Origin of the sequence: Dactylosporangium sp. NPDC000521 (assembly GCF_042898305.1) — a bacterium.
Classification (GTDB): domain Bacteria; phylum Actinomycetota; class Actinomycetes; order Mycobacteriales; family Micromonosporaceae; genus Dactylosporangium.
The window spans coordinates 225,131-246,781 of the sequence record NZ_JBIAYW010000006.1; the positions used below are offsets into that span (position 1 = coordinate 225,131).

Genomic DNA, 21,651 nt, shown 5'->3' on the forward strand with positions numbered 1-21,651 from the left:
TTCGGACCGCACGCCGATTCCTTCCCGGCCGGTTCGCCGGTGTGGCGCATCCCGGGCGGCGGGCCGGCGACGACCCTGACCCCGGCGCTGGCCCGGGAGCGCGTCGCGGCGCAGCCGGGCGGCGCCGCGATGCTGCTGGCGCTGGTGTCGGCCCTGGACCGGGCCGGCGAGCCGGACGCGCCGGTGGTCGTGCTCGTCGGCACGGAGGTCACCCGGATCGTCGAGTGGATCGTCGCCGGCACGCTGCTGCTGCCCCCGGCGCGGGCCCTCGCCCTCGGCTTCGCGGTCAACGCTGGCGACCCCGCCACCGCGGGCGTCCCCGTGGTCGGCGTCGACCCCGCCACGGCCGCCGGGCTCACCGGCCGCGGGTACGCCGTCTTCGACCTCGCCGCCGACGCGTTCCCGGCCACGACGCCGACGGCGCACGCGCTGCGGTGGGTCGGCGTGTTCCTGCAGGACGACCCGCGGGCCGTCGTCGAGGCGCTCGACCTTGCCGCCGCCTGCGGCCTCGAGCCGGACGCCGCCGCCGCGCTCGGCCTCGCCGCCGTGCTGCGCCGCGAGCCGGCCCTGACGCACGCCCCGATGATCGCCGGCTGGCTGCGCGACGGCCCGCCGGCGCTGCGCCGCGCGTACACCGGCGGCATCACCGACATGTTCACCAGCTCCGTCACGGCATGGCCGCTGCCAGTCCTCGAGTCGCTCGACGACGCCGCCGCCGACGGGTTCGTGCCGGGCAGGGCCGCCGCGGTCCGGCTGGCGCTGCTGCGCGGCGAGACCGGCGCCGCCGCGCTGCGCGCCGAGGTCGTCACCCGCGTGCCGCCCGCACTGCCCGACGGCGAGTGGACGGCCGCGGACAGCACCACGGCCCGCCGGCTCGTCCTCGCCGCCCTCAACGCCGGGCCCGCACCGCTCGGGTCGGAGGCGCTGCTCCGGGTCGCGGGCCGCTACGGCATCGACGTCCAGCCGTCCGACCTCGCCGACCGCGGGCGGGACCTCGTCGAGTTCTGGGCCGGAAACCCGCAGGCCGGCTTCGACCCGGACCTGTGGCCGTGCGGCGACCGGCTCGCGGCGGCGCTCGTCGACGAACTGACCCGGCGGGTCAAGGCCGTCCCGGTGCGCCGCCACGACATCGCCGCCGGCTGGTGGCGGTGGCTCCTGCCGCGCATCGCCACCCTGGAGCCGCCGCTCACCGAGGCCGTCCTCGCCGGCGCGGTCAGGGACGGCGGCGCGGAGGGCGAGGACCGCGCCGCCCTCGTCGAGCACCACCTGACCGCGGCGTCGCGCGACCCGGACCGGTTCCTGTGGACGGCCGCCGCCCTGTGGAGCATGACCGACCCGTCGGTCGACGAGCTGCGGCTGCTCAAGCGGCTGGCGCCCGCGGGTGTGGTGCTGCCGGCGACGGCCCTGGAAGGGCTCATCGGCCGGTTGGTCGGCGACGCGCCGCTGACGCACGAGGACGTGGACGTCGCCCACCTGCTCGTCGACGCCGGCCTGGTCCCCCGCCACCGCCGGCTCTTCCAGCTGCTCGCCGACGACCGTGTCCTGCTCGCGGTGGTGCGCCGCCTGACCACGGCCTCCGACGGCCCGCTCGGTGACGGGTCGGTCATGGCGCTGCTGCACGAGCTGGAGGAGCTGCCGGCCCGCCTGGTCACGCTGCACGCCCCCGGCGTGGCCGCCGCCATCGCCCGCAGCGCCCCGCCCCGCGAGCTCCTCGCGGTCCTGCGCCGCCACCCCGGCATCGTCGAGCACTACGTCGCCCTGCTCAGCGACCTGCTCCGCAAGGCGGGCGACGAGCGGCACGCCGTCATCGCGTACCACCTCATGCACAACAACGAGAGCCGCGGCCTCCGCCCCGTCCTGACCGCCCCCGTCCTGCGCTGGGCGACCCGCGCCTCCAGCCGCCAGCTGCACCGCGTCGGCGAGCTCATCGCCGCCTTCGGCCCCGCCTGGTCCGCGTCCTGGGCGGCCTACCTCGACCACGTCCGCTCGCAGCGCCGCATCAGCCGCCTCATCCACCCGTTCGGCAACCACTGAACCCGCCCCGGCGCCGAGCACCCGGCATCCCGCCGGTCGCGGGCGTCACCGGCGGGTGCGGAGTGCCGCCAGGTTGCCGGCGGCGAGGAGGGTCAGCAGCGTGACCGCGAGCCAGAAGCCAGGGCCGGTGCCGACCATCTCGCCGGCTGTCCTGCCCTCCGGCAGGCGGCTCTGCTCGGCGACGGCGGCGGCCAGCCGGGCGGTGACGAGCAGCTGACCCGCGACGAGGGCGAGGGCGGCGAGCGCGGCGAGGACGGCGGCGGCCACCCGGCGCCGCCGGTCCTGCGCGAGCGCGACCGTGACGGCGAGGACAGCACCGAGCAGCAGGAGTCCGGCGATGTACGACGGCTGCGGCGCGAGCCGGTCGGGCAGCCGCTCGTCCGGCGGGCGGAGCTGGCCGGACGTGACGTCGGGAGTCCCGCCCGACGCGAGGTCGAAGCCGGTGTACCGGGTCGTGCCGCCGGGCTCCGCGCGGCCGTAACCATCGGGGAGTCCGCAGGAGACGGTCGCGAACGGCAGCGCGAAGCACAGCAGGATCAGCAGCACCGTCGCCGGGCTCCGCCACCTCCGCCGCAGCGGCGTGGATGCCGGTTTCGCCACCGGCGGCGGATGCGCACCGGGGGCGACCGCGGCCGGCGGGGCGACCGCGTGGAGGGCGCCTTCGGCGACGACGGTCTCGGGCCGTTCGACCGTGATGGGCGCGACGCCGAGCCTCGCGTGCAGCAACCGCCCCAGCAGCGGCAACCGGCTGCCCCCGCCGACGAGCAGCACCCCGGCCGGCTCCCCGCTCCCGGCACCAGATGCGGTGACGAGGTCGGCGGCCAGCTCGGCGATCGGGGTGAGGAGCGGGGCGGCGACCGACTCCAGCTCCTCACGGGTCAGGTGCTGGTCCGACGGGTAGCCGGGGACGTGGACGGGGGCGACGCTGAGCCGGGACAGGCTCTCCTTCGCCGCCCGCACCTCCTGCCACAGCAGCAGCCGGTCACGGCGGTCGGCGGCGGTCACCGGCGACTCCAGGCGCTGCCAAGCGGCGGGCGCGGCCGCGGACACCACGGCGCCCAGGACGCCGACCAGGGCGGCGTCGACGTCGAGGCCGCCGACGTCCAGGCCGCCCTGCGCCACCACCTGACCGTCGCGGACCACCGCGAGGTCGGCGGTGCCCGCACCGAGGTCGACGACGAGCAGCGCGGCGCCCGGCGGCACCTGGACGCCGGCCGCGGTGAGGTACGCGGCGGCGGCGAGCGGTTCGCTGACGAACTCCACCGCGCCGAGCCCGGCGCGCGCAGCCGCCTCGGCGAGGACCTGCCGCCGCGGCGCACCCCACCCGGCCGGCACGGTCAGCACCACATGACCCCCCGAAGCGTGGGCGGCGACCACGCGAAGGACCGCGGCGAGGGCATCGGGGACGGCGACGGCGTGCGGGCCGAGCAGGACGGTCCCGTCGTCGACGCGGCGCTTCGGGTTGGGTTCGAACGCGGCGGGATCGGCGCGGGCCAGGCGCTCCGCGTCGAGGCCCGCGACCAGGTCACCGCCGGCGCCGGCATGGACCGCGGACGGCAGCTGCTCCCGGCCGTCGAACAGGACCGGCCGGACCCGGCCGTCGCCGCCGCCAACCACCGCGACCGTGCTGGAGGTGCCGAGGTCGATCGCGAGCCGGTCCACGACCAGCAGCGTACGCCCGCCGGCCATCGACCGCCGCTGCTGCGCATTGATCCGGTGCTCCACGACGGCGGCCAGTCGGGCGGCGACCCGGCCCACGACCAGCACCGGCAATCGGCCACCGTGCACACCCACCCCGGCACGGACGGCGCTCCACGGCGGCCGGCTGGGGCGACGAGCCGACCCGCGACCAGCACCGCCACGCCCACCCACCCGGCGCGGGCGGCGCTCCACGGCGGCCGGCCCGGGGCGACGAGCCGGCCCGCGACCAGCACCGCCACGCCCACCCACCCGGCGCGGGCGGCGCTACACGATGGCGGCCAGCTGGGCGGCGACCTCGTCGGGGTGTGGGCGGGCGGCGATGGTCGCCTTGAACCTGCCGGCGGTCATCCGCAGCCCGTAGTCGGACAGGAGGCGGTGCAGCTGGTCGGCGGTGATCGCGGACGCCGACATCGCCCAGCCGGCGCCGGAGCGCTCCACCACGCCCGCGTTGTGCCGGCGGTCGCCGGGGCCGGGGACGACGAGCTGCGGGACGCCGGCGGCGAGCGCGCCGAGGACGGTGCCGGCGCCGCCGTGGTGCACGACGGCGTCGATGGTCGGCATGAGCGCGTCGAGCTGCACCCAGCCGGTGGTGTACACGTTGCTGGGCAGCGGGTCCGGCAGCCCGCGCTCGGGCCGCACGAGGAGGATGTCGGCGTCGACCCCGGCCGCGACGGCGGTGATCGCACGCATGATGCCGCCGCTGCCCGGCCCGTCCACGGTGCTGCGGGTGACGGCGATCCGCGGACGCGACCCGGCGGGCGGCAGCGGCGTGACCGGCTCGCCGCCGAGGGCCGCTCCACCGCCCGAACGCGCGAACGGCCCGCCCGGGGGCACGACAGCGCCGCCCACGTCCGCGGACGCACCGCCCACACCCGCGGACGAGCCACCCGGCTGAGCGGCGGAACCACCCACGCTCACGGACGAGCCACCCGGCTGAGCGGCGGAACCACCCACGCTCGCGGACGAGCCACCGGGCCGAGCGGCGGAACCACCCACGCTCGCAGACGCGCCACCGGGCCGAGCGGCGGAACCACCCACGCTCGCAGACGCGCCACCCCCAGGTGCGGACGAGCCACCGGGCCGAGCGGCGGAACCGCCCGCGCTCGCGGACGAGCCGACCTGGTGAGCGGAACCGCCCGGGCCCGCGGACGGGCCGACCTGGTGAGCGAAACCGCCCGGGTCAGCGGACGCGCCGGGCGGGTGCGCGAAAGCGCCACCCCGGCTCGGGGACGCGCCGACCGGCAGGCGCCGCATCGGCAGGCCGGCCCGCTCCCCGACGAGCTCGGCCGGCGCGATCTGCACCACGGCCGCCGGGTCGGGCAGGTCGGCGACGCGGTGCCGGCGCAGCGCCGGCCCGGCGGTCACGGCGGTGAGGACGGCGCCGTCGAAGAGGTTGTTCTCGTGCCGGACGGCGGGCACCCCGCGCCGCGCGGCCACGACCGCCCCGGCGACCGCCAGCGGCTCGTGCACCACCAGGTCGGGGCGGAACCGGTCGGCGGCCGCCGCGACACCGTCGACGAGCTGCTCGTTGACGGTGCCGAACAGCAGCCCGACGCCGCGGGTCCCGCCGGTGCCCGCCAGCTCGGCCCGCGCGACGAACGGGTGGCGCAGCATCGTCCGCCGGGCGATCCGGGCGAAGGAGAAGCCCGGCGCGACGTCGACGACGGGCAGCTTCGCGGTCCGTCCGGCGGTGAGCGCGTCGGCGGCGGTGGCGATCAGCACGTCGTGCCCGGCCCGCCGGAAGGCCTCCGCCAGGGGAACGAGCGGCAGCACGTGGCCCAGCAGCGGCGCGGACACGAACAGCACACGCATGAGGCGGACTCTAATCGATCTCTTCTGACCGGAGGTCCCGGATGGTGCGCCGAGCCGCTTCGAGCTGGTCCTCGAGGTCGATGATGCGGCACGCCGCCTCGAGCGGGGTGCCGCGGTCGCACAGCTCCCGGGCGCGGGCCGCGAGCCGCAGCTGGTGCCGGGAGTACCTGCGGTGCCCGCCGTCGGAGCGCAGCGGGCTGATGAGCTTCAGCTCGCCGAGGCGGCGGAGGAAGTCGTGCGAGACGCCGATGATCGCCGCTGCGCGGCCCATGGTGTAGGCGGGGAAGTCGTCGTCGTCCAAGGGGTGGTCTGAGGGGGGCACGTCACCTCCGCGTCGAGGGCCCCGGCGCATTCGCACCGGGGCCCAGGGTATTGGGTCGTAACACCATCTACCGACACGAATGCCGGATTGTCATGTCCACACCTGCCGCGACATGCGTCGACGGTGCGGGGATCGCATCAGCCAGACCGGAGACCACCTCTCGTTCGATGGATACTGCGGTGCTCGCCGGACCGTGTGCCACGGTCCACAGCGGGCGATCCAACGGTGTGAACCCTCCCCTTTCTCTCGTCGTGCCTTCCAACCGTGCCGGACGAGTCGCAGCCAGTCGCGGCTCTGTCCCATCACCCTCGGAGAGGGCGGCATCGTCAGCGTCGTTTTCCGACTCTCTTGACCCCAGTAACGCTACCCTCGCCCACCCCGAAAATCTAGCGTCGGCGTACCAGGTTTTCCGGCTTCACCCGAGGGGGTTCTCGGACGGCGTACCGCTGACACGGCCGCGGAGCAGTGCTACCGGGGGCGTGTCAGCGGTGGTCGTCAGCCGGCCGCGCGGTATGCCTGCCCTGCGGGGGTCGGCGTGGTGCCGTCCTTGTACAGGCCGTACGGCAGCGAGTCGCCGACCGCCGGCAGGGAGAACCAGGCGTAGCGCTCGATGTAGGAGGTCGCCTGCATGCGGGTGGTCGTCGCGGTGATGAACGCGGTGATCTGCGCGGTGTTCGGGTACTTCGGCGTGCCGGTGAAGTTCATCAGGCCGTACTCCGTGACCCAGATCGGCAGGTGGTACCGGTCGTAGACGGCCTGCAGGTACCCGGCGAACTGCCCGGCGGCGGCGTCGCTGAAGTCGGAGCCGTACCAGTGCAGGGTGATGAAGTCGACCCGCCGGTTCTGCTGCCGCGCACCGGTCATGAAGCGGTCCAGCCATCCGCCGGGGGTGTTGCCGCCGTACGCGACGGCGGGGCTGCCCAGCCGCATGCCGGTCGACTCGAGCCGTGGCCACAGCGACAGGGCCTGCTCGACGGTCATGTTGGCCTGCCCGGCCAGGTCGGGCTCGTTGAAGCCGAGCAGCACCTTGCCCTCGCTCTTCGCCTTCGCCAGGGTCGCGTCGGTGACGTTGGCGGCGCCCCAGATCATCGGCACGAACTCCGCGGCGGCGGGCATGCTGTCGTTGCTCGGCGACCAGTTGTAGTACCAGCCGGCGCCGACGTTGGTGACGGCCTGCGACAGCCCGGGGAACTCCCAGGTGCTGACGCCCTTCTTCTTCCCCGCCACGGGCGACTGCGAAGCAGGCGGCTGCGAAGAGGAGCCGGGCAGCTTCCAGGCCTGGTTGGCGCCGCCGGTGCAGGTCCAGATCTGCAGGCGGGTGCCGTCGGCGGAGCTGTTGCCGGACGCGTCCAGGCACTTGCCGGAGTTCGGGTTGACGAGGCGGCCACTGCTCGCCGTCCAGCGCTGCGCGCCGGTGCCGTTGCACGCCCACAGCTGGACCTTGGTGCCGTCCGCGGTGCCGGACGCGGCCACGTCGAGGCACTTGCCGAGCGCGCGGATGCTGCCGTCGGACTCGACGGTCCACTGCTGCGCGCCGGTGCCGTTGCAGGTGTACAGCTGGACAGCGGTCCCGTTGGCGGAGTTGGCGCCGGCGACGTCGACGCACTTGCCGCCGATCCCGGTGATCGGCCCGGCGGTGGCGGCAGCGGCGTTCGTGAGCCCGAAACCGAGCCCGACCACGCCGAGCGCGGCGACGGCGGCGGTCGAGACGATGAGTGCGAGGGTCCGTCGGCGGACGGTCCGATGGAGCTTCATGCCACTCAAGCTCGCCGATGCGAAAAAGCACGTCAAGCTGGATAACCCGACTTCATCAAAGTCTAAGCCAAACTTGAGAGAGCGCTCTCCGACCGTCGGGGACCGACTCCCGCACTGTCCGGCGTCGCCGCCGCAACGCCGGACAGTGGTCCCGGGGTTACCGCCGCGGCAGCTGCCGTGGCGCCTGCGGGATGCGCGGCTGGACGAGCGGCGGCCCGGCCGCCACCAGGTCACCCTGCACCGTCCGCAGCGACTTCTTCGGGTTGTACGAGGCGTCCCACAGGCACCCGAGGTCCTCCGGCGGGTCCTTGAACCAGCCCGGGATCCACGAGTACCTGTCGGTGAAGCCCCATACCGTGAACGACAGGCAGTGCCGGTTCATCAGGCACGCCTGCAGCAGCACGTGGTAGTTGTACGCGGCCGCCTGGTCCCGGGCGGCGACGTCCGCGCTGTTCGCGGCGGCGGCCGGGTCGTCGGCGTTCCGGGTGAGGCTGCGCGCGTCGACCTCGGTCAGCGCGACCGCGAGGCCCAGGTCCGTGAAGCGCCGCAGCGCGTCGGCCACCTGGAAGACGTCGTAGTTGCCGTACCGGGTGCTCAGGTGCCCCTGGCTGCCGACGCCGTCGATCGGGACGCCGTCCGCCCGCAGCCGCCGCACCAGGTCGTAGACGAACTGGGTCTTGTCGCCGGGCCCGCCGTCGCCGAACGCCTCGATGTTGTAGTCGTTGTAGAACAGCAGCGCCTTCGGGTCGGCGGCCCGCGCGGCCCGGAACGCCTCGGCGAGGTAGCCGGGGCCGAGCAGGTCGGCGAACTTCTGCTTGAACGACCCGGCGTTGCCGCCCAGGTGGATGGCGCTGGGCGTCTCCCACGGGTCGCTGACGGCCTCGTTGGCGACGTCCCACTGCCAGATCCGGCCGCGGAAGTGCGTCACGACGTCGGTGATATGCCGCTGCAGCAGGGCGCGCAGCTGCGGGCCGTCGATCGAGCCATCGTCGATGCCGGCGGTGACCCAGCCCGGCAGCTGGCTGTGCCAGCTCAGCACGTGCCCGCGGACCAGCTGCCGGTTGCGCAGCGCGGTGTCGACCAGCGCGTCGGCCGGGCCCCAGTTGTACGTGCCGCGGGTCGGCTCCAGGCTCTCCCACTTCATCGCGTTCTCGGCGGTGACGGTCGAGAACTGCGCGTCGACCATCGACCTGTAGGTGGCGTCGGCGGCGTACGCGGCGGGGTCGACGGCGGTGCCGAACTGCAGCCCGTGCCGCGCGGCGAGCGTGCGCAGCGTCTGGTCCTGCGGCTTCGGCGGCCTGGCGTCGTGCGCGGACGCCGCGACGGTGCCCATCGACCCCACCGCCACGACGGCGAGGACGCTCGCGTGCACCAGTCTTCGCAAACGCATTCGTGCTCCGTTTCTCAGGGTGCACCGTCGGGCGCGACCGCCCGGCCGGTGGCGGTGGAGATCATGCCGGCGCGCAGGCCGCGGGCGGTGAGGCCCGCGACGATCTGCGGCACGGCGTCGATCGTGGTCTGGTAGCCGTCGTGCATGAGCAGCACGCCGCCCGGCTGGAGCGTCGAGGCGGCCCGCACGATCTGGGCCGTGCTCGCGCCGTTCCAGTCCTGCGTGTCGACGCTCCACAGGACCTCGGTCAGCCCGAGCCGCGCCCCGGCGGCCTGCAGGGCGGCGTTCGTCTCGCCGTACGGTGGCCGGAACAGCCTCGGTGTGGTGCCGGTCGCCCGGCGGACGGCCCGCTGGGTCCGCACCAGCTCCGAGGTCATCCGCGCGGTGTCGAGCCGGGTCAGGTGCGCGTGCGTCCAGCTGTGGTTGGCGACCCACATGCCGGCGTCCTGCTGCGCCCGGGCGAGCGCCGGTTCGGCCTGGACGCGCCGGCCGACGTTGAAGCACGTGGCCCGCACCCCGGCCGACCGCAGGGCAGCCAGCAGCGCGCCCGTCGTCGCCGGGTCCGGCCCGTCGTCGTACGTCAGGGCGACGTAGCCGTCGGCGGCGCGTCTGTCATGGGTCACGTGCCCTCCGGGTGGCGGGTTGGCGGCGGGGTGCTTCGTTGATATCCGCCGATTCCCGGCCCGGGAACGAATTTCGGAAGCTTTCGAAAGCCCTTGACAGCTAAGGGTTGCGGACCGTGCTCTCCTCGATCAGCGCGATGAGGTCGGTCCAGTCCTCGAGCAGCTGCGCCTGGTCGACGCGGGCGAGGCGGCGCTGCGCGCCGCGGCCGGCGGTGGCGTCGGCGAGGTGCCGGCGCAGGACGTCGTCGACCTGGTCGATGGTCGAGTGCTCGCCGAGCAGGTCCTCGGCGCCGTCGAGGTCCAGGTACACGACGAGCTGGGCGCACAGGTCGCGGCAGCGGCAGACGAAGGCCGGCAGCCAGCGCTGCGGCGGGCCGCCGAGGTGCTCGACGAGCAGCTCGAGGTCGAAGTGCAGCTCGTCGCCGCCGTCGGCGCGCACCTGCCACGGCGGCGTCGCGATGAGCCGGTCGGAGGGGTCGGCGGCGGCGTGCCTGGCGAGCGCGGCCGTGTCGTCGAAGAGCAGCAGCCGGCCGTCGGGGTCGGCGGCGAACACGTGCTCGAACGCGCCACCGCCGTGCAGCTGCCCGCGCAGCGTGACGCCCTGCAGGCGCGGGGTGACGAGCTCGATCAGCTCGACGTTGACGAGCACCGTGCCGTCGGACCCCGGCGGCGCCGTCCACACAGGACCTTCGGGCCGCGGCACCTGCCAGGACCCCTGCCCCTGCCACGCCGGAGGCGGACCTTGCGGCGTTTGCGGCGTCTGTACGGGCGGCGCCGGCCACTGCTGCGGCGGTGGCACCCACGGCGGCTGGGGCGGACCGGCCTGCCGCGGTGGCGGGAACGGTTGCCGCACCGGCCACCCGGCGGGCTGCTGCGGGGGCTGCGGCACGGGCGGCTGCCATCCGGGCTGCTGCGGGGGCACGGCCTGCTGCGGGGGCACGGGCTGCTGCGGGGGCACGGGCTGCTGCGGGGGCACGGGCTGCTGCTGTGGCCACCCCGCGGGCTGCGGCTGCGATGGCGTGGGCGGCTGCGGGTGCGAGGGCTGCTGCCATCCGGGCGGCTGCCAGGTCGCGGGCTGCCCCTGCCCTGGCGGCACCGGAGGCAGCTGCCGCGGCGGGCCCGAGGCCGGCGCCGGCTGCTGCCACGCGGGCGGCGCCGGCGGGGAGTGCGGGGACGGTGGGGACCACGGCACCGCGCCCGAGCTGTCGCCGCCGCCGGAGATCGGAACCGGACCCGTCCAGCCGATCGGGCGCCGGCCGGCCGGCGGGCCCGCGGGCGGCAGGCCGGTCACCATCGGGTCGATGCTGCCGGCGGCGACCACCAGCTCGGGCTGGTCGATGATGGTCGGCGCGATGCCCAGCGCCCGGTGCAGCATCGTGGCGACGAGCGGCATCCGGCTCGCGCCGCCGACGAGGATGACCGCGCCGAGCGGGCGCAGCGGCACCGGGCACTCGGCGAGGGTGGCGGTGACCGCGGCGACCGTCCGCTGGATCAGCGGCGCGGCGAGGCCGTCCAGCTCCTCGCGGGTGAGGATCTGGTCGGTGTCCAGCAGCGGCAGGTAGAGCAGCGCCGAGCTGGTGCGGGACAGCATCTCCTTGGCGTTGCGGACGTCGTCCCACAGCTGCCGGCGGGCGGCACGGTCGGCGACGGTCGCGGGGTTGTCCAGGCGGGCCCACAGCTCCGGCGCCCCGGACCGGCGCCGCAGCAGGTCGACGATCGCGGCGTCGACGTCCTGGCCGCCGGTCTCGTCGAGGCCCGCGCTGCACAGCACCTCCATCCGGCCCGTGCCGCCGCCTGTGTCGCCGACCGTGCCGCCGTCGCCGCCCGCCGGGCCGTGGCGGACCACGGCGACGTCGAACGTGCCGGCGCCGAGGTCGTACACGAGCAGGTCGGCGGGCGCGGGTCCGTGTCGCCGCAGGTGGAACGCGGCCGCGGCGACAGGCTCCGGGACGAGCCTGACGACGGCGGGGTCCAGGCCGGCGGTGGCGGCGGCCCGCAGGAGCGTGGCGCGGCGGGCGGGGCCCCACGCGGCGGGGTGGCAGATGGTGGCGCCGGTGACGCCCGTGCCGCCGATGCGCCGCGCCTCGGTGACGACGCGGTGCAGCAGCGCGCCGAGCAGCGCCTCGACCGTCACCTCGGTGCCGAGCAGCACGACCCCGTCGTCGATGCGGCGCTTCGGGTTGCCTTCGAAGCGTTCGGGCCGGGCGCGGGCGGCGTACACGGCGTCCCGTCCGACGAGGAAGTCACCGGCGTGGACCGCGGACGGCAGCAGCGGCGCGCCGTCGAAGAGGACCGGCTCGGGCGGCCCGCCGTCGCGGCGCAGGAAGGCCACGGTGCTGGACGTGCCGAGGTCGACGCCGAGCTCCACCGCTGACCCCGCTCCTCCCCTGTGCCGTCCGACCATCGAAGTCGCGCACCCGCCGGGTGTCAAGCCGCCGGGCGGTCGTAGGACCCCACCGGAGCGGTCAGCCGTGACCGGCGGCCCGCCGGAGCGGTCAGGCGTGACCGGGGGCCCGCCGGAGCAGGTCGGCGCGGCTGATCGGGTCGACGCGGGTGCTGGGGACGGTGCACGCGTGCGCGCCGGCGACCGCGCCGAACCGGGCGCAGGTGCCGGCCGGCGAGCCCGTCAGGAAGCCGTACAGGAACCCGGAGACGAACGCGTCACCGGCGCCGTTGGAGTCCACGGCCGGCGCGGGCAGCTCGGCGACGGGCACGTGCACGACGTCGGACGCGTCGCGTTCGAGGACGTACGCCCCGCCGGCGCCGGCCGTCGCGACCGCGATCCGCGGCCGGCCCATGGCGAGCACCCGCCGCAGCGTGCCCGGCACGTCCGGCAGCGCCGCCGCGGACATGAAGACCAGGTCCGCGCCGCGGGCGAACTGCTCGTGGTAGGCGTTGACCCCGTCCCAGTCGTGCAGGTCGGTGGAGACGGTCACGGGCAGGCCCGCGAGCACCTCGACGGCGTGCTGGCACGGGTGGGTGATCGACACGTGCACGTGCCGGGCGGCCCCGGCGAGCGACAGCAGCAGCTCCTCGGGGAAGAGGGCGGCGTCGTCCTGGCGGCTGCCGTCGTAGAGCGACAGGCGGCGCCCGAGCGGGTCGACGAGGTTCACGGCGCGCTTCGTGCCGGCGGGCGTCGGCACCGCCACGAACGGCACCCCGCGCACCTCGTGCAGGTCCCGCACCAGCTCGCCCTCGGGGTCGTCGCCGAGCACGTCGAGGTGGGTCGTGGGCAGCCCGAGCGCGTGCAGCCCGAGGGCGACACCGTCGCCGGTCTGCCCGGCGCGGGTCCGGATCGCCGGCACCAGGTAGCTGTCCGCGAACGGCAGCGGCAGGTCCGGCACCGACACCACCGTGTCGACCCCGGCCCCGCCGAGCACCAGAACGGTCATGCCCCCGACCCTAGTTGATCGTGGCCGGGGGCACGAAGACCGTCAGCGCGGGGCGGTCCAGTCGGTGGCGACGCGGCCCAGCCGGACCCGCTGGGGGTGGTCACCGACGGCGACCGAGGCGACCTTCTGCCCCGTGGCGAAGCTGATCGCGGTCACCTGGTCGGCGCCGGACTCGGAGATGACGCAGTCGCGGCCGTCGGCGCTGACGGTCGCCCAGTACGGCTTGCTCGCCGTCACGAGCGGACCCGGCGTGAGCGTCGAGCGGTTCACGACGGTGGCGTAGTCGTCCATCGTGCCGGCGACGCAGACCCTGGTGCCGTCGGGGCTCATCGAGAGGCCGTGGTGGCGGGAGTCGTTCACCCACGTGGTCCGGTCCTCGCTGGTGGCGGGGTTCTTCGGCAGCGTCGCGATCCGGGTGATGCGGTCGGCGGCGACGTCGTACTCGACGAACCCGTTGAAGAACGACACCTGGAAGTACAGGGTCGACTCGTCCGGCGTGAACACGGCCGGGCGCACCGCGTCGGACAGGTCGCCGCGGCCGTACGCGTCGAGCCGCTGCCGCATGTCGATCACCTTCGCCGTCTGGAAGGTCGCGGTGTCCACGACGGTGATACGCCGGTCGCCCTTCGTCCAGTCCAGCCACGGGTCGTCCAGCGCGGTGTTGACCTCACCGATCGACATGTTCCACAGGAACCTGCCGCCGGCGGTGTAGACGTTCTCGTGGGGTTTGTCGCCGGTGCCGAAGGATCCGACCTGCCGCCCGGTCACGATGTCCAGCACGTGCACGGTGTTGGAGGTGGAGGCCGACACGGCGACCCGCGTGCCGTCGGGCGAGACGGCCATGTGGTCGGAGCGGAACCCGGACACCGGGAAACGCCACTTCAGCGCGCCGGTGCGCAGGTCGATCGAGACCACGTCGGCGAAGCTCGGCCGGGACACGACGAGCGCGGAGCCGTCGGGCGTGGTGTACATGTCGTCGACGAGCTGGTCGTGGCCCTCGCCCGGGCCCTGCTGGACGCCGAGGTAGAAGGCGAGCTTCACGGGGTTGAGGTAGATCTCCCACAGGCGCTGGGACTTGTCCGGCACGACGTTGATCCGGCCGAGGCGGGTGTACGCGCCGCTGGGCCGGATGACGTCGACCGTGCCGTCCCAGTTGTTGCCGACGAACATGACCTGCTGCAGCGCGGCGGCGGACGCGGGTGCGGAGGCGGTGATCGGCACGAGGGCGGCGGCGGCGACGAGACCGGCGACGAGCGCGCGGCGGGCTCGCTGGAGTGTCACAAGGGTCTCCTGACGGCGGGGGTGTTGTTACCTTGCGGTAACAGAAAAGCCGCGGTACAAACGCATCGATAGTCGTCGGGGTCCAACGCCCGGCGGGTGGATTGTGCGCGGGCCACAACGGCGGGGGGCGGGACGATGTCGCTGGTGCCGTTGCTGCGGGACATGGCCGGGGACCCCGGCATCGTCGACGAGCTCGTCGCCGCGGCCCGGGCGTGCTCCGCGGAGGTGGCGCGGCTGCCCGCGGAGGAGAACCGGCGCCACATCGCGGTGCTGTTCATGGCCGGGCTCGCCGCGTTCGAGCGGCTCAGCGACCCCAGCGACGACGACTTCGCGGAGGCGACCCGGCTCGGCGCCGACCGGGCGGCGCAGGGCGTGCCGCTCAGCGCGCTGCTCAGCGCCGTGCAGGCGGGCCGGACCCGCGCCTTCGAGATCGCGGTGGTGCGCGGCCGGGCCGCCGGGATCCGCGACGAGGTCCTGCTGGAGGCGGCGCTGGAGTTCGACCGGTACGCCGGCGCCCTCGAACGCCACGTCATCTCCGGCTACCGGGCCGCCGAGCTCGAGCTGCGCCGCGACGGGCACGACGAACGCGCCGCCCTGCTGCGCCGGCTCCTGGGCGGCGAGCCCGTCGCGAACGCGGACCTCGCCCGCTTCCGGCTGCACCCGGCCGGTCGCTACCACTGCCTGGTGTCGGCGATGTCCGATCCGGCCCAGGCCCGAGCCCTGGAGCAGCGCTGGTCCTCGTGCGGCGGGCTCTTCGGCACCGTCGAGGGCCGGTTCGCCGGCCTGACGCACCGCCCGCCCGCCGACGACACCGCAGACCGGGCCGCCGCCGGGCAGACCGGCCCAGGCGGCCTGCCCGGCGGCCTCGTCGTGGTCTCGCCCGCCGTGCCGCTCGCGCAGGCCGGCGCCGCCTACGCGGTGTGTGTCGACGCCCTCGGCGCGGCCGTCAGGTTCGGCCGGCACGGCACGCTCGACGCGGTCGGCCTCGCCGGCGAGATCGCCCTGACCCTGCAGCCGCACCTGGCGGCGATGCTCAGCGACACCCTGCTCGGCGCGCTGCGGCAGGGCGACGAGTTCCACCGGGAGCTCGCCTCGACCTTCCTGGCGTACCTCGATCACGGCCAGCGCCTGGACCGCACCGCGTCAGCGCTGCACGTGCACCCCAACACCGTGCGGTACAGGCTGCACAGGCTCCAGGAGATCACCGGCCTGCCGCCCGTGGAGTCCGTCCTCGAGACGCTGCGTGTCTGGTGGGCGCTGCGCACGTGGCTGGACGCGGCTTGACCTTGCCGCAGCGTCAACGTTTCTACTTGTGGCATGCGGATCGGCGAGCTCGCCGCGCTGGTCGGGGTGTCCACCCGGACCGTGCGGCACTACCACCACCTGGGCCTGCTGCCCGAGCCCGAGCGGCTTGTCAACGGCTACCGCGAGTACCGGCTGCGCGACGCCGTCGCCCTCGCCCGCGTGCGGCGTCTCGCCGAGCTCGGCCTGTCCCTCGACGAGATCCGCGACGTGCTCGCCGACGACCAGGGGCGCGAGCTGCGGGAGGTGCTGCGGGAGCTGGACGACGACCTGGCCCGGCAGCAGGCCGCCCTCGCCGCCCGCCGGGAGCGGCTCGCGGCCCTGCTGGCCTCCCCCGACCTCGGCCCCGACTCGACCGTGTCGCCGGAGATGGCCGCCGTGCTGCGGGACCTGCCGGCCGGCGCGTCGGCCTTCGGCGCCCTCGACCGCGAGCTCCTGGCGATGATCGACACGAATGCCGGCTCGGACCTCGCCGACCTCCTGCGCCCGCTGACCTCGCCGGAGGCGCAGGCCCGGGGCGCGTCCCTCTACGCCCGGATGGACGAGCTCGCGGCCGCCGACGTCGCCGACCCGCGGGTCGGCGCGCTCGCCGAGGAGCTCGCGGACTACCTGCCGCCGCCGATGGCGGCCGCGATGACCGGCGCCGGGCCGGGCCACTGGATGGGCACCATCACCGCGGAGATGTCCGCCGCGCAGGCCGAGGTGTTCCGCCGGCTGCTGGACCTGCTGCGGGAGCGTGCCTGATGCGCGCCGCGTACGAACGCCTCGTGCCGCTGCGGATGCGGCGGGTCATCGGCTTCGACGCGAAGGGCACGGTGAGCCTCGCGCTGTGGCTGACCGGCCGCCGCCACGGCGTGCCCGCGGGTGCCGTGCCCGTGCCGTACTTCGGCGCGCAGGCCCCCGCGCTGCTGGTCTTCCTCGGCGCGATGGTGGTCGAGCTCTTCGTCGTCGAGGTCGTCCTGCGCTCCGTCGGCGCGCCCTACGCGGTCCGCGCGGTCCTGCTCGTGCTCGACGGGTACTCGATCGTGCTGGCGCTGGCGGTCATCGCCGCCTACGTGACCCGGCCGCACGTCGTCTCCGCGACCGAGGTCCGCATCCGTTCCGGCGCCTTCTTCGACCTGCGCATCCCGCGCGAGCGGATCGCGTCGGTGCGCCGGGTCCGCGCGTACGACGAGAAGGGCACCGTCCGGGTCGACGGGGCCACCCTCACCGTGGCGGTGTCGTCGCAGGCCAACCTCCAGATCGAGCTGACCGGCCCGGTCACGGCCGTCCGACCGCTGGGCGCGGCCTGCGAGGTCCGGACGGTCCGCTGCTTCGCCGACGACCCGGACGCCGCGCTCGCCGCCTTCGCGGCCCTCGGACCCGGGCAGGCCGCCCGGCCCGGGGACCGGGCGGCCTGAGCGGCGCGTTACGCGAAGGTCCACCGCTGGTTGGTGCTGGCGGCGCAGTCCCAGATCTGCAGCGGGGTGCCGCTGGCCGAGGAGACGTCCTTGGCGTCGAGGCACTTGCCGAGGGCGCGGACCGTGCCGTCGGCGTTCGCGGTCCACTTCTGGGCGGCGGTGCCGTTGCAGTCCCACAGCTGGACCTTGGTGCCGTTGGCGGAGCTGGCCGCGTTGACGTCCAGGCACTTGCCGAGGGCGCGGATCGTGCCGTCACCGGGGCGCGACCACTGCTGGGCGGCGGTGCCGTTGCAGTCCCAGAGCTGGACCTGCGTGCCGTTGGCGGTGTTGGCCGCGTTGACGTCGACGCACTTGCCGCCGATGCCCGTGATGCGGTTGCCGGTGGCGGGCGGCGGGGTCGTGGTGCCGCCGGTGGTGTACGCGTAGACCCGCACGTAGTCGACCGTCATCGTCTGCGGGAAGGTGGTGCCGCCGTCGGGCGAGCCGGGCCAGTTGCCGCCCACGGCGACGTTGAGCAGCATGAAGAACGGGTGGTCGTAGACCCACTTGTTGCCGCGGGTGTCGGCCGGGGTCTGGCGGAAGTACTGGGCGCCGTCGAGGTACCAGGTGACCGAGTCGGGCGCCCAGTCGACGGAGAAGGTGTGGAAGTCGTCGGCGAGCGCGCGGCCGCCGGACAGCACGGTGGAGCCGGTGAGCGGGTTGCCGCCGGAGTAGCCGGGGCCGTGCAGCGTGCCGTGGACGGTGCCGGGCTCCTTGCCCACGTTCTCCATGATGTCGATCTCGCCGCTGTTGGGCCACGGGTTGGTGCCGATGTCGTCGCCCAGCATCCAGAACGCCGGCCACAGGCCCTGGCCGCGCGGGATCTTGATGCGCGCCTCGAAGCGGCCGTACTTCTGCGTGAACCTGCCCGCGGTCAGCAGCCGGGAGGAGGTGTACGTGCAGCGCCCGTACCAGCAGTTGTAGTTGCCCGGGTTCTCCTTGCGGGCGGTGATGACGAGGTGGCCCGCGCCGTCCAGCGCCGAGTTGGCCGCGCCGTCGGTGTAGTACTGCAGCTCGTTGTTGCCGAAGCCGCCGCCGCCGACGTCGTGCTTCCACTTCGACGCGTCCGGCGCGGCGCCGGCCGCGCCGTTGAACTCGTCGGACCACGTGAGGTTGCCGATGCCGGCGGACGCCTCGGGTGTGTCGTGCAGGGTGGTGGCGACCAGACCGGCGACGGCGAGCGCGAGGGCGGTCGCGATCACCGTCAGCCGGCGCCGGGTGGAGGTGCGCACAGATGCTCCCGAAGGGTCTGGGGATTGATCACCGACCACGCTATGGAGAGAGCGCTCTCAGGGTCAATCTCCGCACCTCAAGGGCGCCGTTTGGTTTCCTTATCATTCGCTTTGCCCGTCGATCCGCACGGTGAACAGATCACCCGGCTGGCACGACAGGACCTCGCAGAGTGCGGTCAGCGTGGTGAAGCGGATCGCCTTCGCGTGCCCGTTCTTCAGCACCGAGAGGTTCGCCAGGGTGATGCCCACCTTCGCCGCCAGGTCGGTCAGCGTCATGCCCCGCTCGGCGAGCAGCCGGTCGATGTGCACGTCGACCCGGTGGTCGTCGGCCGGTGGCATCAGATGACCTCCGCCAGCTCGGCCTGCAGCGCCCGCCCCCGCTGGATGACCTCGCCGAGCGCCAGGAACCCGGCCCCGGACAGGCACCACAGCAGCGGCAGGTCGGCGCCGGTGCTGAGCGGCTCGGCCACCACCGCCCTGGACAGCTGCAGCCCGGCGAAGAGCTCGATCTCGAACGCCGCGAGGCTGCCCAGGAGCACGACCCAGCCGACCGCCCGGAGCCGCCGGACGTTGGCGGCGGCGAACGGGTCGCCGCGCCGGGCGGTGCGGACCACGAGCAGCAGCATCACGAGGGCGAACACGACGATCACGAACCACGGCAGGGACCGCGCGGCGTGCCACCCCACCTGCGCCGCGCTCGGGTCGTCGACCACGACGTGGACCCCGGCGCCCGGGTCGAGGCGCACCCCCGGCCGCAGCCCGGTCACGGCGTCCGGCGGGATCGCCACCCCGGCGCCGGCGACGACGCTGATCGGGTCGCGGGCCGCCATCGCCCACACGTCGACCACCGCCACCACGGCACACACCCCGAGGGCCACGAACAGCAGCGTCTGCAGCTCGCCGAGATGGTCCGGGCGGCGGAGCCGCGCCAGCAACCGCTGCATCGGCACACCTCCGCTCTTATCGATTTTCGATATACCGATAATCGATAAGAGCGCGCTCGGTGTCAAGCCCGCTACGATTTCGCTGCACCGCCGCATCCCCAGCGCATCCCCAGCCCCGGGAGGTCCCCCACCGTGCACGCCGACCAGTCACACCCCGACCCGCGTCTCGACGCCGGCGTCGTGTCGCCCGCTCGCCGGTGGAACTACTGGCTCGGCGGCAAGGACCACTTCCAGGTCGACCGGGACTCCGGCGACCGGATCGCCGGCGCCTACCCCGCGATCCGCACCGCCGCGCAGGAGGGCCGCGCGTTCCACAACCGCACGATCCGCTTCCTCACCCGCGAGGCCGGGATCCGGCAGTTCCTGGACATCGGCACCGGCCTGCCCGCGCCGCACAACACGCACGAGGTCGCGCAGGCGATCGCGCCGGAGGCCCGGGTCGTCTACGTCGACAACGACCCGATGGTGCTCGCCCACGCCCGCGCGCTCATGATCGGCTCCGCGGAGGGCGCCACCGACTACATCGACGCGGACCTCAACGACCCGGCCGCGATCCTCGGCGCGCCCGAGCTGGCCGCGACGCTCGACCTCGGCGAGCCGGTGGGCATCCTGCTGTACGCGGTGCTGCACTTCATCCGCGACGACGAGCACGCGCGCAAGGTCGTGACGGAGCTGCTCGCGGCCGTCCCGGCGGGCAGCTACCTCGTCGCGACGAACTCCACGAAGGACTTCGTCGAGCCGGCCGTCGGCGCCATGTACGACCAGTTCCTCGCGAAGGGCCTGGTGGACGCCTGGCCGCGGGACCGGGACACGTTCGCGCGGTTCTTCGACGGGCTGCGGATGGTCGAGCCGGGCATCGTGCCGATCAGCGAGTGGCGCCCGGACACCGGCGGGCACCCGTCGGCCGCCGAGGTCTCCATGTACGGCGCGGTGGCCGTCAAGTAGTCACGGCGAGACGGCGACGGGCGGGGCCGTCGCGACGGCCCGGTCCGGCTTCCCGGCGGCCCGCCGCTGCCTGGCGGCGCGCCACAGGAGCGCGGTCACGGCGACGGTCGCGAGGCCCCACACCGCGAACCGCACCGCCGCCGCGTCGTCGATGCCGTTGCCGGCCGTCACGAACGGCGGCCACCGGTCCACGGACGTGCCGAGCAGCTCCGCCATCCGGGACAGCGGCGCGTTGCCGGGGCTCGCCAGCCAGTGGAACCGCTCGAGCGGGTACGCGTCGGACAGCAGCGACATCGCGTACGCGTACCCGGCGAGGACCTCGGCGGCCACGAGCAGCCACCACGACGGCAGCCGCTGCAGCAGCACCGCCACGTAGTAGGCGAGCAGCGGCGTCGTCACCGACAGCAGCCGCCCCGGCGGCGAGAACCCGCCCGGCCAGTTCGGGTAGGTCGAGATGAGCAGCGCGTACGGCACGACCATGCCCAGCAGGATCAGATTGGTCCGGCGGTCGCACAGCAGCATCCCGGCGCCGGCGAGGACGAGGACGGGGAAGTTCGGCAGGAGGCCGAAGCGGCCGTCGTACGCGAGGTAGAGCAGCCCGCGCAGCGGCGACAGCCGCAGCAGCCCCTCGCCGAGCGCGTCGGTGCTGCCGGGGGCCGGGCTCAGCGACCGGTACATGACGACGTTGAACACCTCGAGCCCGGCGGCGAGCACCGCGCCCGGCACGAGCGCCATCACCAGCGTGCGGCGCCGGTACAGGAACAGGCACACACCGCCGAAGATCACCGGGAAGACCGCGTACCGCCCGTGCACCCACGGCAGGTAGCCGATCCCGGCCGACGCGAGCAGCAGCCGCCACGCCGGCGGCGCAGGTGCGAGCAGCACCCTGGCGGCGTAGACCAGGGCCAGCATGCCGAGCGGCTCCACGAAGAGCATGGCGGCGTACACGTACAGCGGCGACCCCAGTACGAAGAGCGCCGTGGCGAACCCGGCGAACGGTGTCCGGACGCCGTGCTCCCGCTGGAGCCGGTAGACGTTGACGACGGTCAGCACCGCGGCGAGCAGCGTGACGAGGTGCGCGCCGGCCCGGCCCCACAGCAGGAACGGCAGCGCGAAGAGGAACGGCGCGCCGAGGTTGTGGAACGGCACCGGCCGGCCGTCGACGACGGCGACGTGCGCGTCGATCTCCGCCGGGTAGTACGACCAGTACTCCCGCTGCTCGTAGACGGGGGTCGGGTCGAGCGTGTGGTGCTCGATCATCGTCTGCGCGAGCGCGAGGTAGTGCGGCTCGTCGCCCATCGGCAGCGCCGGCAGCCGCAGCCGCACCGCGACGCCGATGACGGCGACGGTGAGGGTCACGAGACATGCCAGCACGGTGCGGTCGGAGCGGTTCATGCCGACGGATCGTCGTGTCCCGCCGGTACGGGCGGCGTCAGCGATCTCTTGACCGGGCCCTTACCGGCGGCTGGCATGCTGGGG

At 74.6% G+C, this 21,651-nt stretch carries 18 protein-coding genes; 5 read left to right on the plus strand and 13 right to left on the minus strand.

What is annotated here, in order from left to right; translation table 11 throughout:
- The first annotated feature begins 39 nt into the window (after positions 1–39).
- Positions 40–2,034 (plus strand): GTPase-associated protein 1-related protein, encoded by a 1,995-nt coding sequence (locus ACFY3L_RS21545; RefSeq protein ID WP_389326588.1) that lies wholly within the window; start codon positions 40–42, stop codon positions 2,032–2,034.
- Between the two features lie 45 nt (positions 2,035–2,079).
- Here the strand turns inward: ACFY3L_RS21545 and ACFY3L_RS21550 are convergent, their stop codons facing one another.
- The 9 genes from ACFY3L_RS21550 to ACFY3L_RS21590 all read right to left on the minus strand — a co-directional run bounded on the left by ACFY3L_RS21550 (position 2,080) and on the right by ACFY3L_RS21590 (position 14,310).
- Positions 2,080–3,801, minus strand: a complete 1,722-nt coding sequence (locus tag ACFY3L_RS21550) for an Hsp70 family protein (protein WP_389327354.1) — start codon at positions 3,799–3,801, stop codon at positions 2,080–2,082.
- A 198-nt stretch (positions 3,802–3,999) separates the two neighbouring features.
- On the minus strand, positions 4,000–5,547 hold the full coding sequence (locus tag ACFY3L_RS21555; RefSeq protein ID WP_389326591.1) for a glycosyltransferase: 1,548 nt from the start codon (positions 5,545–5,547) through the stop codon (positions 4,000–4,002).
- A 10-nt stretch (positions 5,548–5,557) separates the two neighbouring features.
- Positions 5,558–5,818, minus strand: coding sequence for a MerR family transcriptional regulator (locus tag ACFY3L_RS21560; protein WP_389327357.1), 261 nt, complete (start codon positions 5,816–5,818; stop codon positions 5,558–5,560).
- 546 nt (positions 5,819–6,364) lie between these two features.
- Positions 6,365–7,624, minus strand: coding sequence for a glycoside hydrolase family protein (locus tag ACFY3L_RS21565; RefSeq protein WP_389326594.1), 1,260 nt, complete (start codon positions 7,622–7,624; stop codon positions 6,365–6,367).
- A gap of 157 nt (positions 7,625–7,781) precedes the next feature.
- Positions 7,782–9,014 carry an endo-1,4-beta-xylanase gene (locus ACFY3L_RS21570; protein ID WP_389326597.1) on the minus strand — a complete coding sequence of 411 codons (1,233 nt, stop codon included), beginning with the start codon at positions 9,012–9,014 and terminating at the stop codon, positions 7,782–7,784.
- 14 nt (positions 9,015–9,028) lie between these two features.
- Entirely contained in the window at positions 9,029–9,637 is a 609-nt protein-coding gene (locus tag ACFY3L_RS21575) for a polysaccharide deacetylase family protein (RefSeq protein WP_389326600.1), read from the minus strand.
- Between the two features lie 100 nt (positions 9,638–9,737).
- A complete protein-coding gene (locus ACFY3L_RS21580; protein ID WP_389326603.1) occupies positions 9,738–12,005 on the minus strand; it encodes an Hsp70 family protein in 2,268 nt (755 codons plus the stop codon).
- A 127-nt stretch (positions 12,006–12,132) separates the two neighbouring features.
- Positions 12,133–13,029 carry a PfkB family carbohydrate kinase gene (locus ACFY3L_RS21585; protein WP_389326606.1) on the minus strand — a complete coding sequence of 299 codons (897 nt, stop codon included), beginning with the start codon at positions 13,027–13,029 and terminating at the stop codon, positions 12,133–12,135.
- A gap of 42 nt (positions 13,030–13,071) precedes the next feature.
- A complete protein-coding gene (locus ACFY3L_RS21590; RefSeq protein WP_389326609.1) occupies positions 13,072–14,310 on the minus strand; it encodes a YncE family protein in 1,239 nt (412 codons plus the stop codon).
- Positions 14,311–14,454: 144 nt separating this feature from the next.
- On the opposite strand from ACFY3L_RS21590, the gene ACFY3L_RS21595 reads away from it, so the two are divergent.
- The 3 genes from ACFY3L_RS21595 to ACFY3L_RS21605 are packed head-to-tail and all read left to right on the plus strand — an operon-like array spanning position 14,455 to position 17,012.
- Positions 14,455–15,594: a PucR family transcriptional regulator gene (locus tag ACFY3L_RS21595; protein WP_389326612.1), complete on the plus strand. Its 1,140-nt coding sequence runs from the start codon at positions 14,455–14,457 to the stop codon at positions 15,592–15,594.
- Between the two features lie 33 nt (positions 15,595–15,627).
- Complete coding sequence (locus tag ACFY3L_RS21600) at positions 15,628–16,356, plus strand: MerR family transcriptional regulator (RefSeq protein ID WP_389326615.1); 729 nt, start codon at positions 15,628–15,630, stop codon at positions 16,354–16,356.
- A complete protein-coding gene (locus tag ACFY3L_RS21605) occupies positions 16,356–17,012 on the plus strand; it encodes a hypothetical protein (protein ID WP_389326618.1) in 657 nt (218 codons plus the stop codon). Before ACFY3L_RS21600 ends, ACFY3L_RS21605 begins: the two co-directional genes overlap by 1 nt.
- 8 nt (positions 17,013–17,020) lie before the next feature.
- Here ACFY3L_RS21605 and ACFY3L_RS21610 read toward each other — a convergent pair whose 3' ends face one another.
- The 3 genes from ACFY3L_RS21610 to ACFY3L_RS21620 all read right to left on the minus strand — a co-directional run bounded on the left by ACFY3L_RS21610 (position 17,021) and on the right by ACFY3L_RS21620 (position 19,227).
- Positions 17,021–18,283, minus strand: a complete 1,263-nt coding sequence (locus ACFY3L_RS21610; RefSeq protein WP_389326621.1) for a family 16 glycosylhydrolase — start codon at positions 18,281–18,283, stop codon at positions 17,021–17,023.
- A gap of 102 nt (positions 18,284–18,385) precedes the next feature.
- Positions 18,386–18,622 carry a helix-turn-helix domain-containing protein gene (locus tag ACFY3L_RS21615; RefSeq protein ID WP_389326624.1) on the minus strand — a complete coding sequence of 79 codons (237 nt, stop codon included), beginning with the start codon at positions 18,620–18,622 and terminating at the stop codon, positions 18,386–18,388.
- On the minus strand, positions 18,622–19,227 hold the full coding sequence (locus ACFY3L_RS21620) for a DUF2975 domain-containing protein (protein ID WP_389326627.1): 606 nt from the start codon (positions 19,225–19,227) through the stop codon (positions 18,622–18,624). Before ACFY3L_RS21620 ends, ACFY3L_RS21615 begins: the two co-directional genes overlap by 1 nt.
- A 132-nt stretch (positions 19,228–19,359) precedes the next feature.
- On the opposite strand from ACFY3L_RS21620, the gene ACFY3L_RS21625 reads away from it, so the two are divergent.
- On the plus strand, positions 19,360–20,172 hold the full coding sequence (locus ACFY3L_RS21625) for an SAM-dependent methyltransferase (protein ID WP_389326630.1): 813 nt from the start codon (positions 19,360–19,362) through the stop codon (positions 20,170–20,172).
- Here the strand turns inward: ACFY3L_RS21625 and ACFY3L_RS21630 are convergent, their stop codons facing one another.
- Positions 20,173–21,567 carry a hypothetical protein gene (locus ACFY3L_RS21630; protein ID WP_389326633.1) on the minus strand — a complete coding sequence of 465 codons (1,395 nt, stop codon included), beginning with the start codon at positions 21,565–21,567 and terminating at the stop codon, positions 20,173–20,175. It lies immediately after the preceding gene.
- Positions 21,568–21,651: the final 84 nt, after the last annotated feature.

What these genes read in the sequence shown, in the direction of transcription:
- ACFY3L_RS21555 (WP_389326591.1), bottom strand. Translation starts at nt 5,547, where the DNA reads ATGCGTGTGCTGTTCGTGTCCGCGCCGCTGCTGGGCCACGTGCTGCCG.
- ACFY3L_RS21560 (WP_389327357.1), bottom strand. Translation starts at nt 5,818, where the DNA reads ATGGGCCGCGCAGCGGCGATCATCGGCGTCTCGCACGACTTCCTCCGC.
- ACFY3L_RS21565 (WP_389326594.1), bottom strand. Translation starts at nt 7,624, where the DNA reads ATGAAGCTCCATCGGACCGTCCGCCGACGGACCCTCGCACTCATCGTC.
- ACFY3L_RS21570 (WP_389326597.1), bottom strand. Translation starts at nt 9,014, where the DNA reads ATGCGTTTGCGAAGACTGGTGCACGCGAGCGTCCTCGCCGTCGTGGCG.
- ACFY3L_RS21585 (WP_389326606.1), bottom strand. Translation starts at nt 13,029, where the DNA reads ATGACCGTTCTGGTGCTCGGCGGGGCCGGGGTCGACACGGTGGTGTCG.
- ACFY3L_RS21600 (WP_389326615.1), top strand. Translation starts at nt 15,628, where the DNA reads ATGCGGATCGGCGAGCTCGCCGCGCTGGTCGGGGTGTCCACCCGGACC.
- ACFY3L_RS21605 (WP_389326618.1), top strand. Translation starts at nt 16,356, where the DNA reads ATGCGCGCCGCGTACGAACGCCTCGTGCCGCTGCGGATGCGGCGGGTC.
- ACFY3L_RS21615 (WP_389326624.1), bottom strand. Translation starts at nt 18,622, where the DNA reads ATGCCACCGGCCGACGACCACCGGGTCGACGTGCACATCGACCGGCTG.
- ACFY3L_RS21620 (WP_389326627.1), bottom strand. Translation starts at nt 19,227, where the DNA reads ATGCAGCGGTTGCTGGCGCGGCTCCGCCGCCCGGACCATCTCGGCGAG.
- ACFY3L_RS21630 (WP_389326633.1), bottom strand. Translation starts at nt 21,567, where the DNA reads ATGAACCGCTCCGACCGCACCGTGCTGGCATGTCTCGTGACCCTCACC.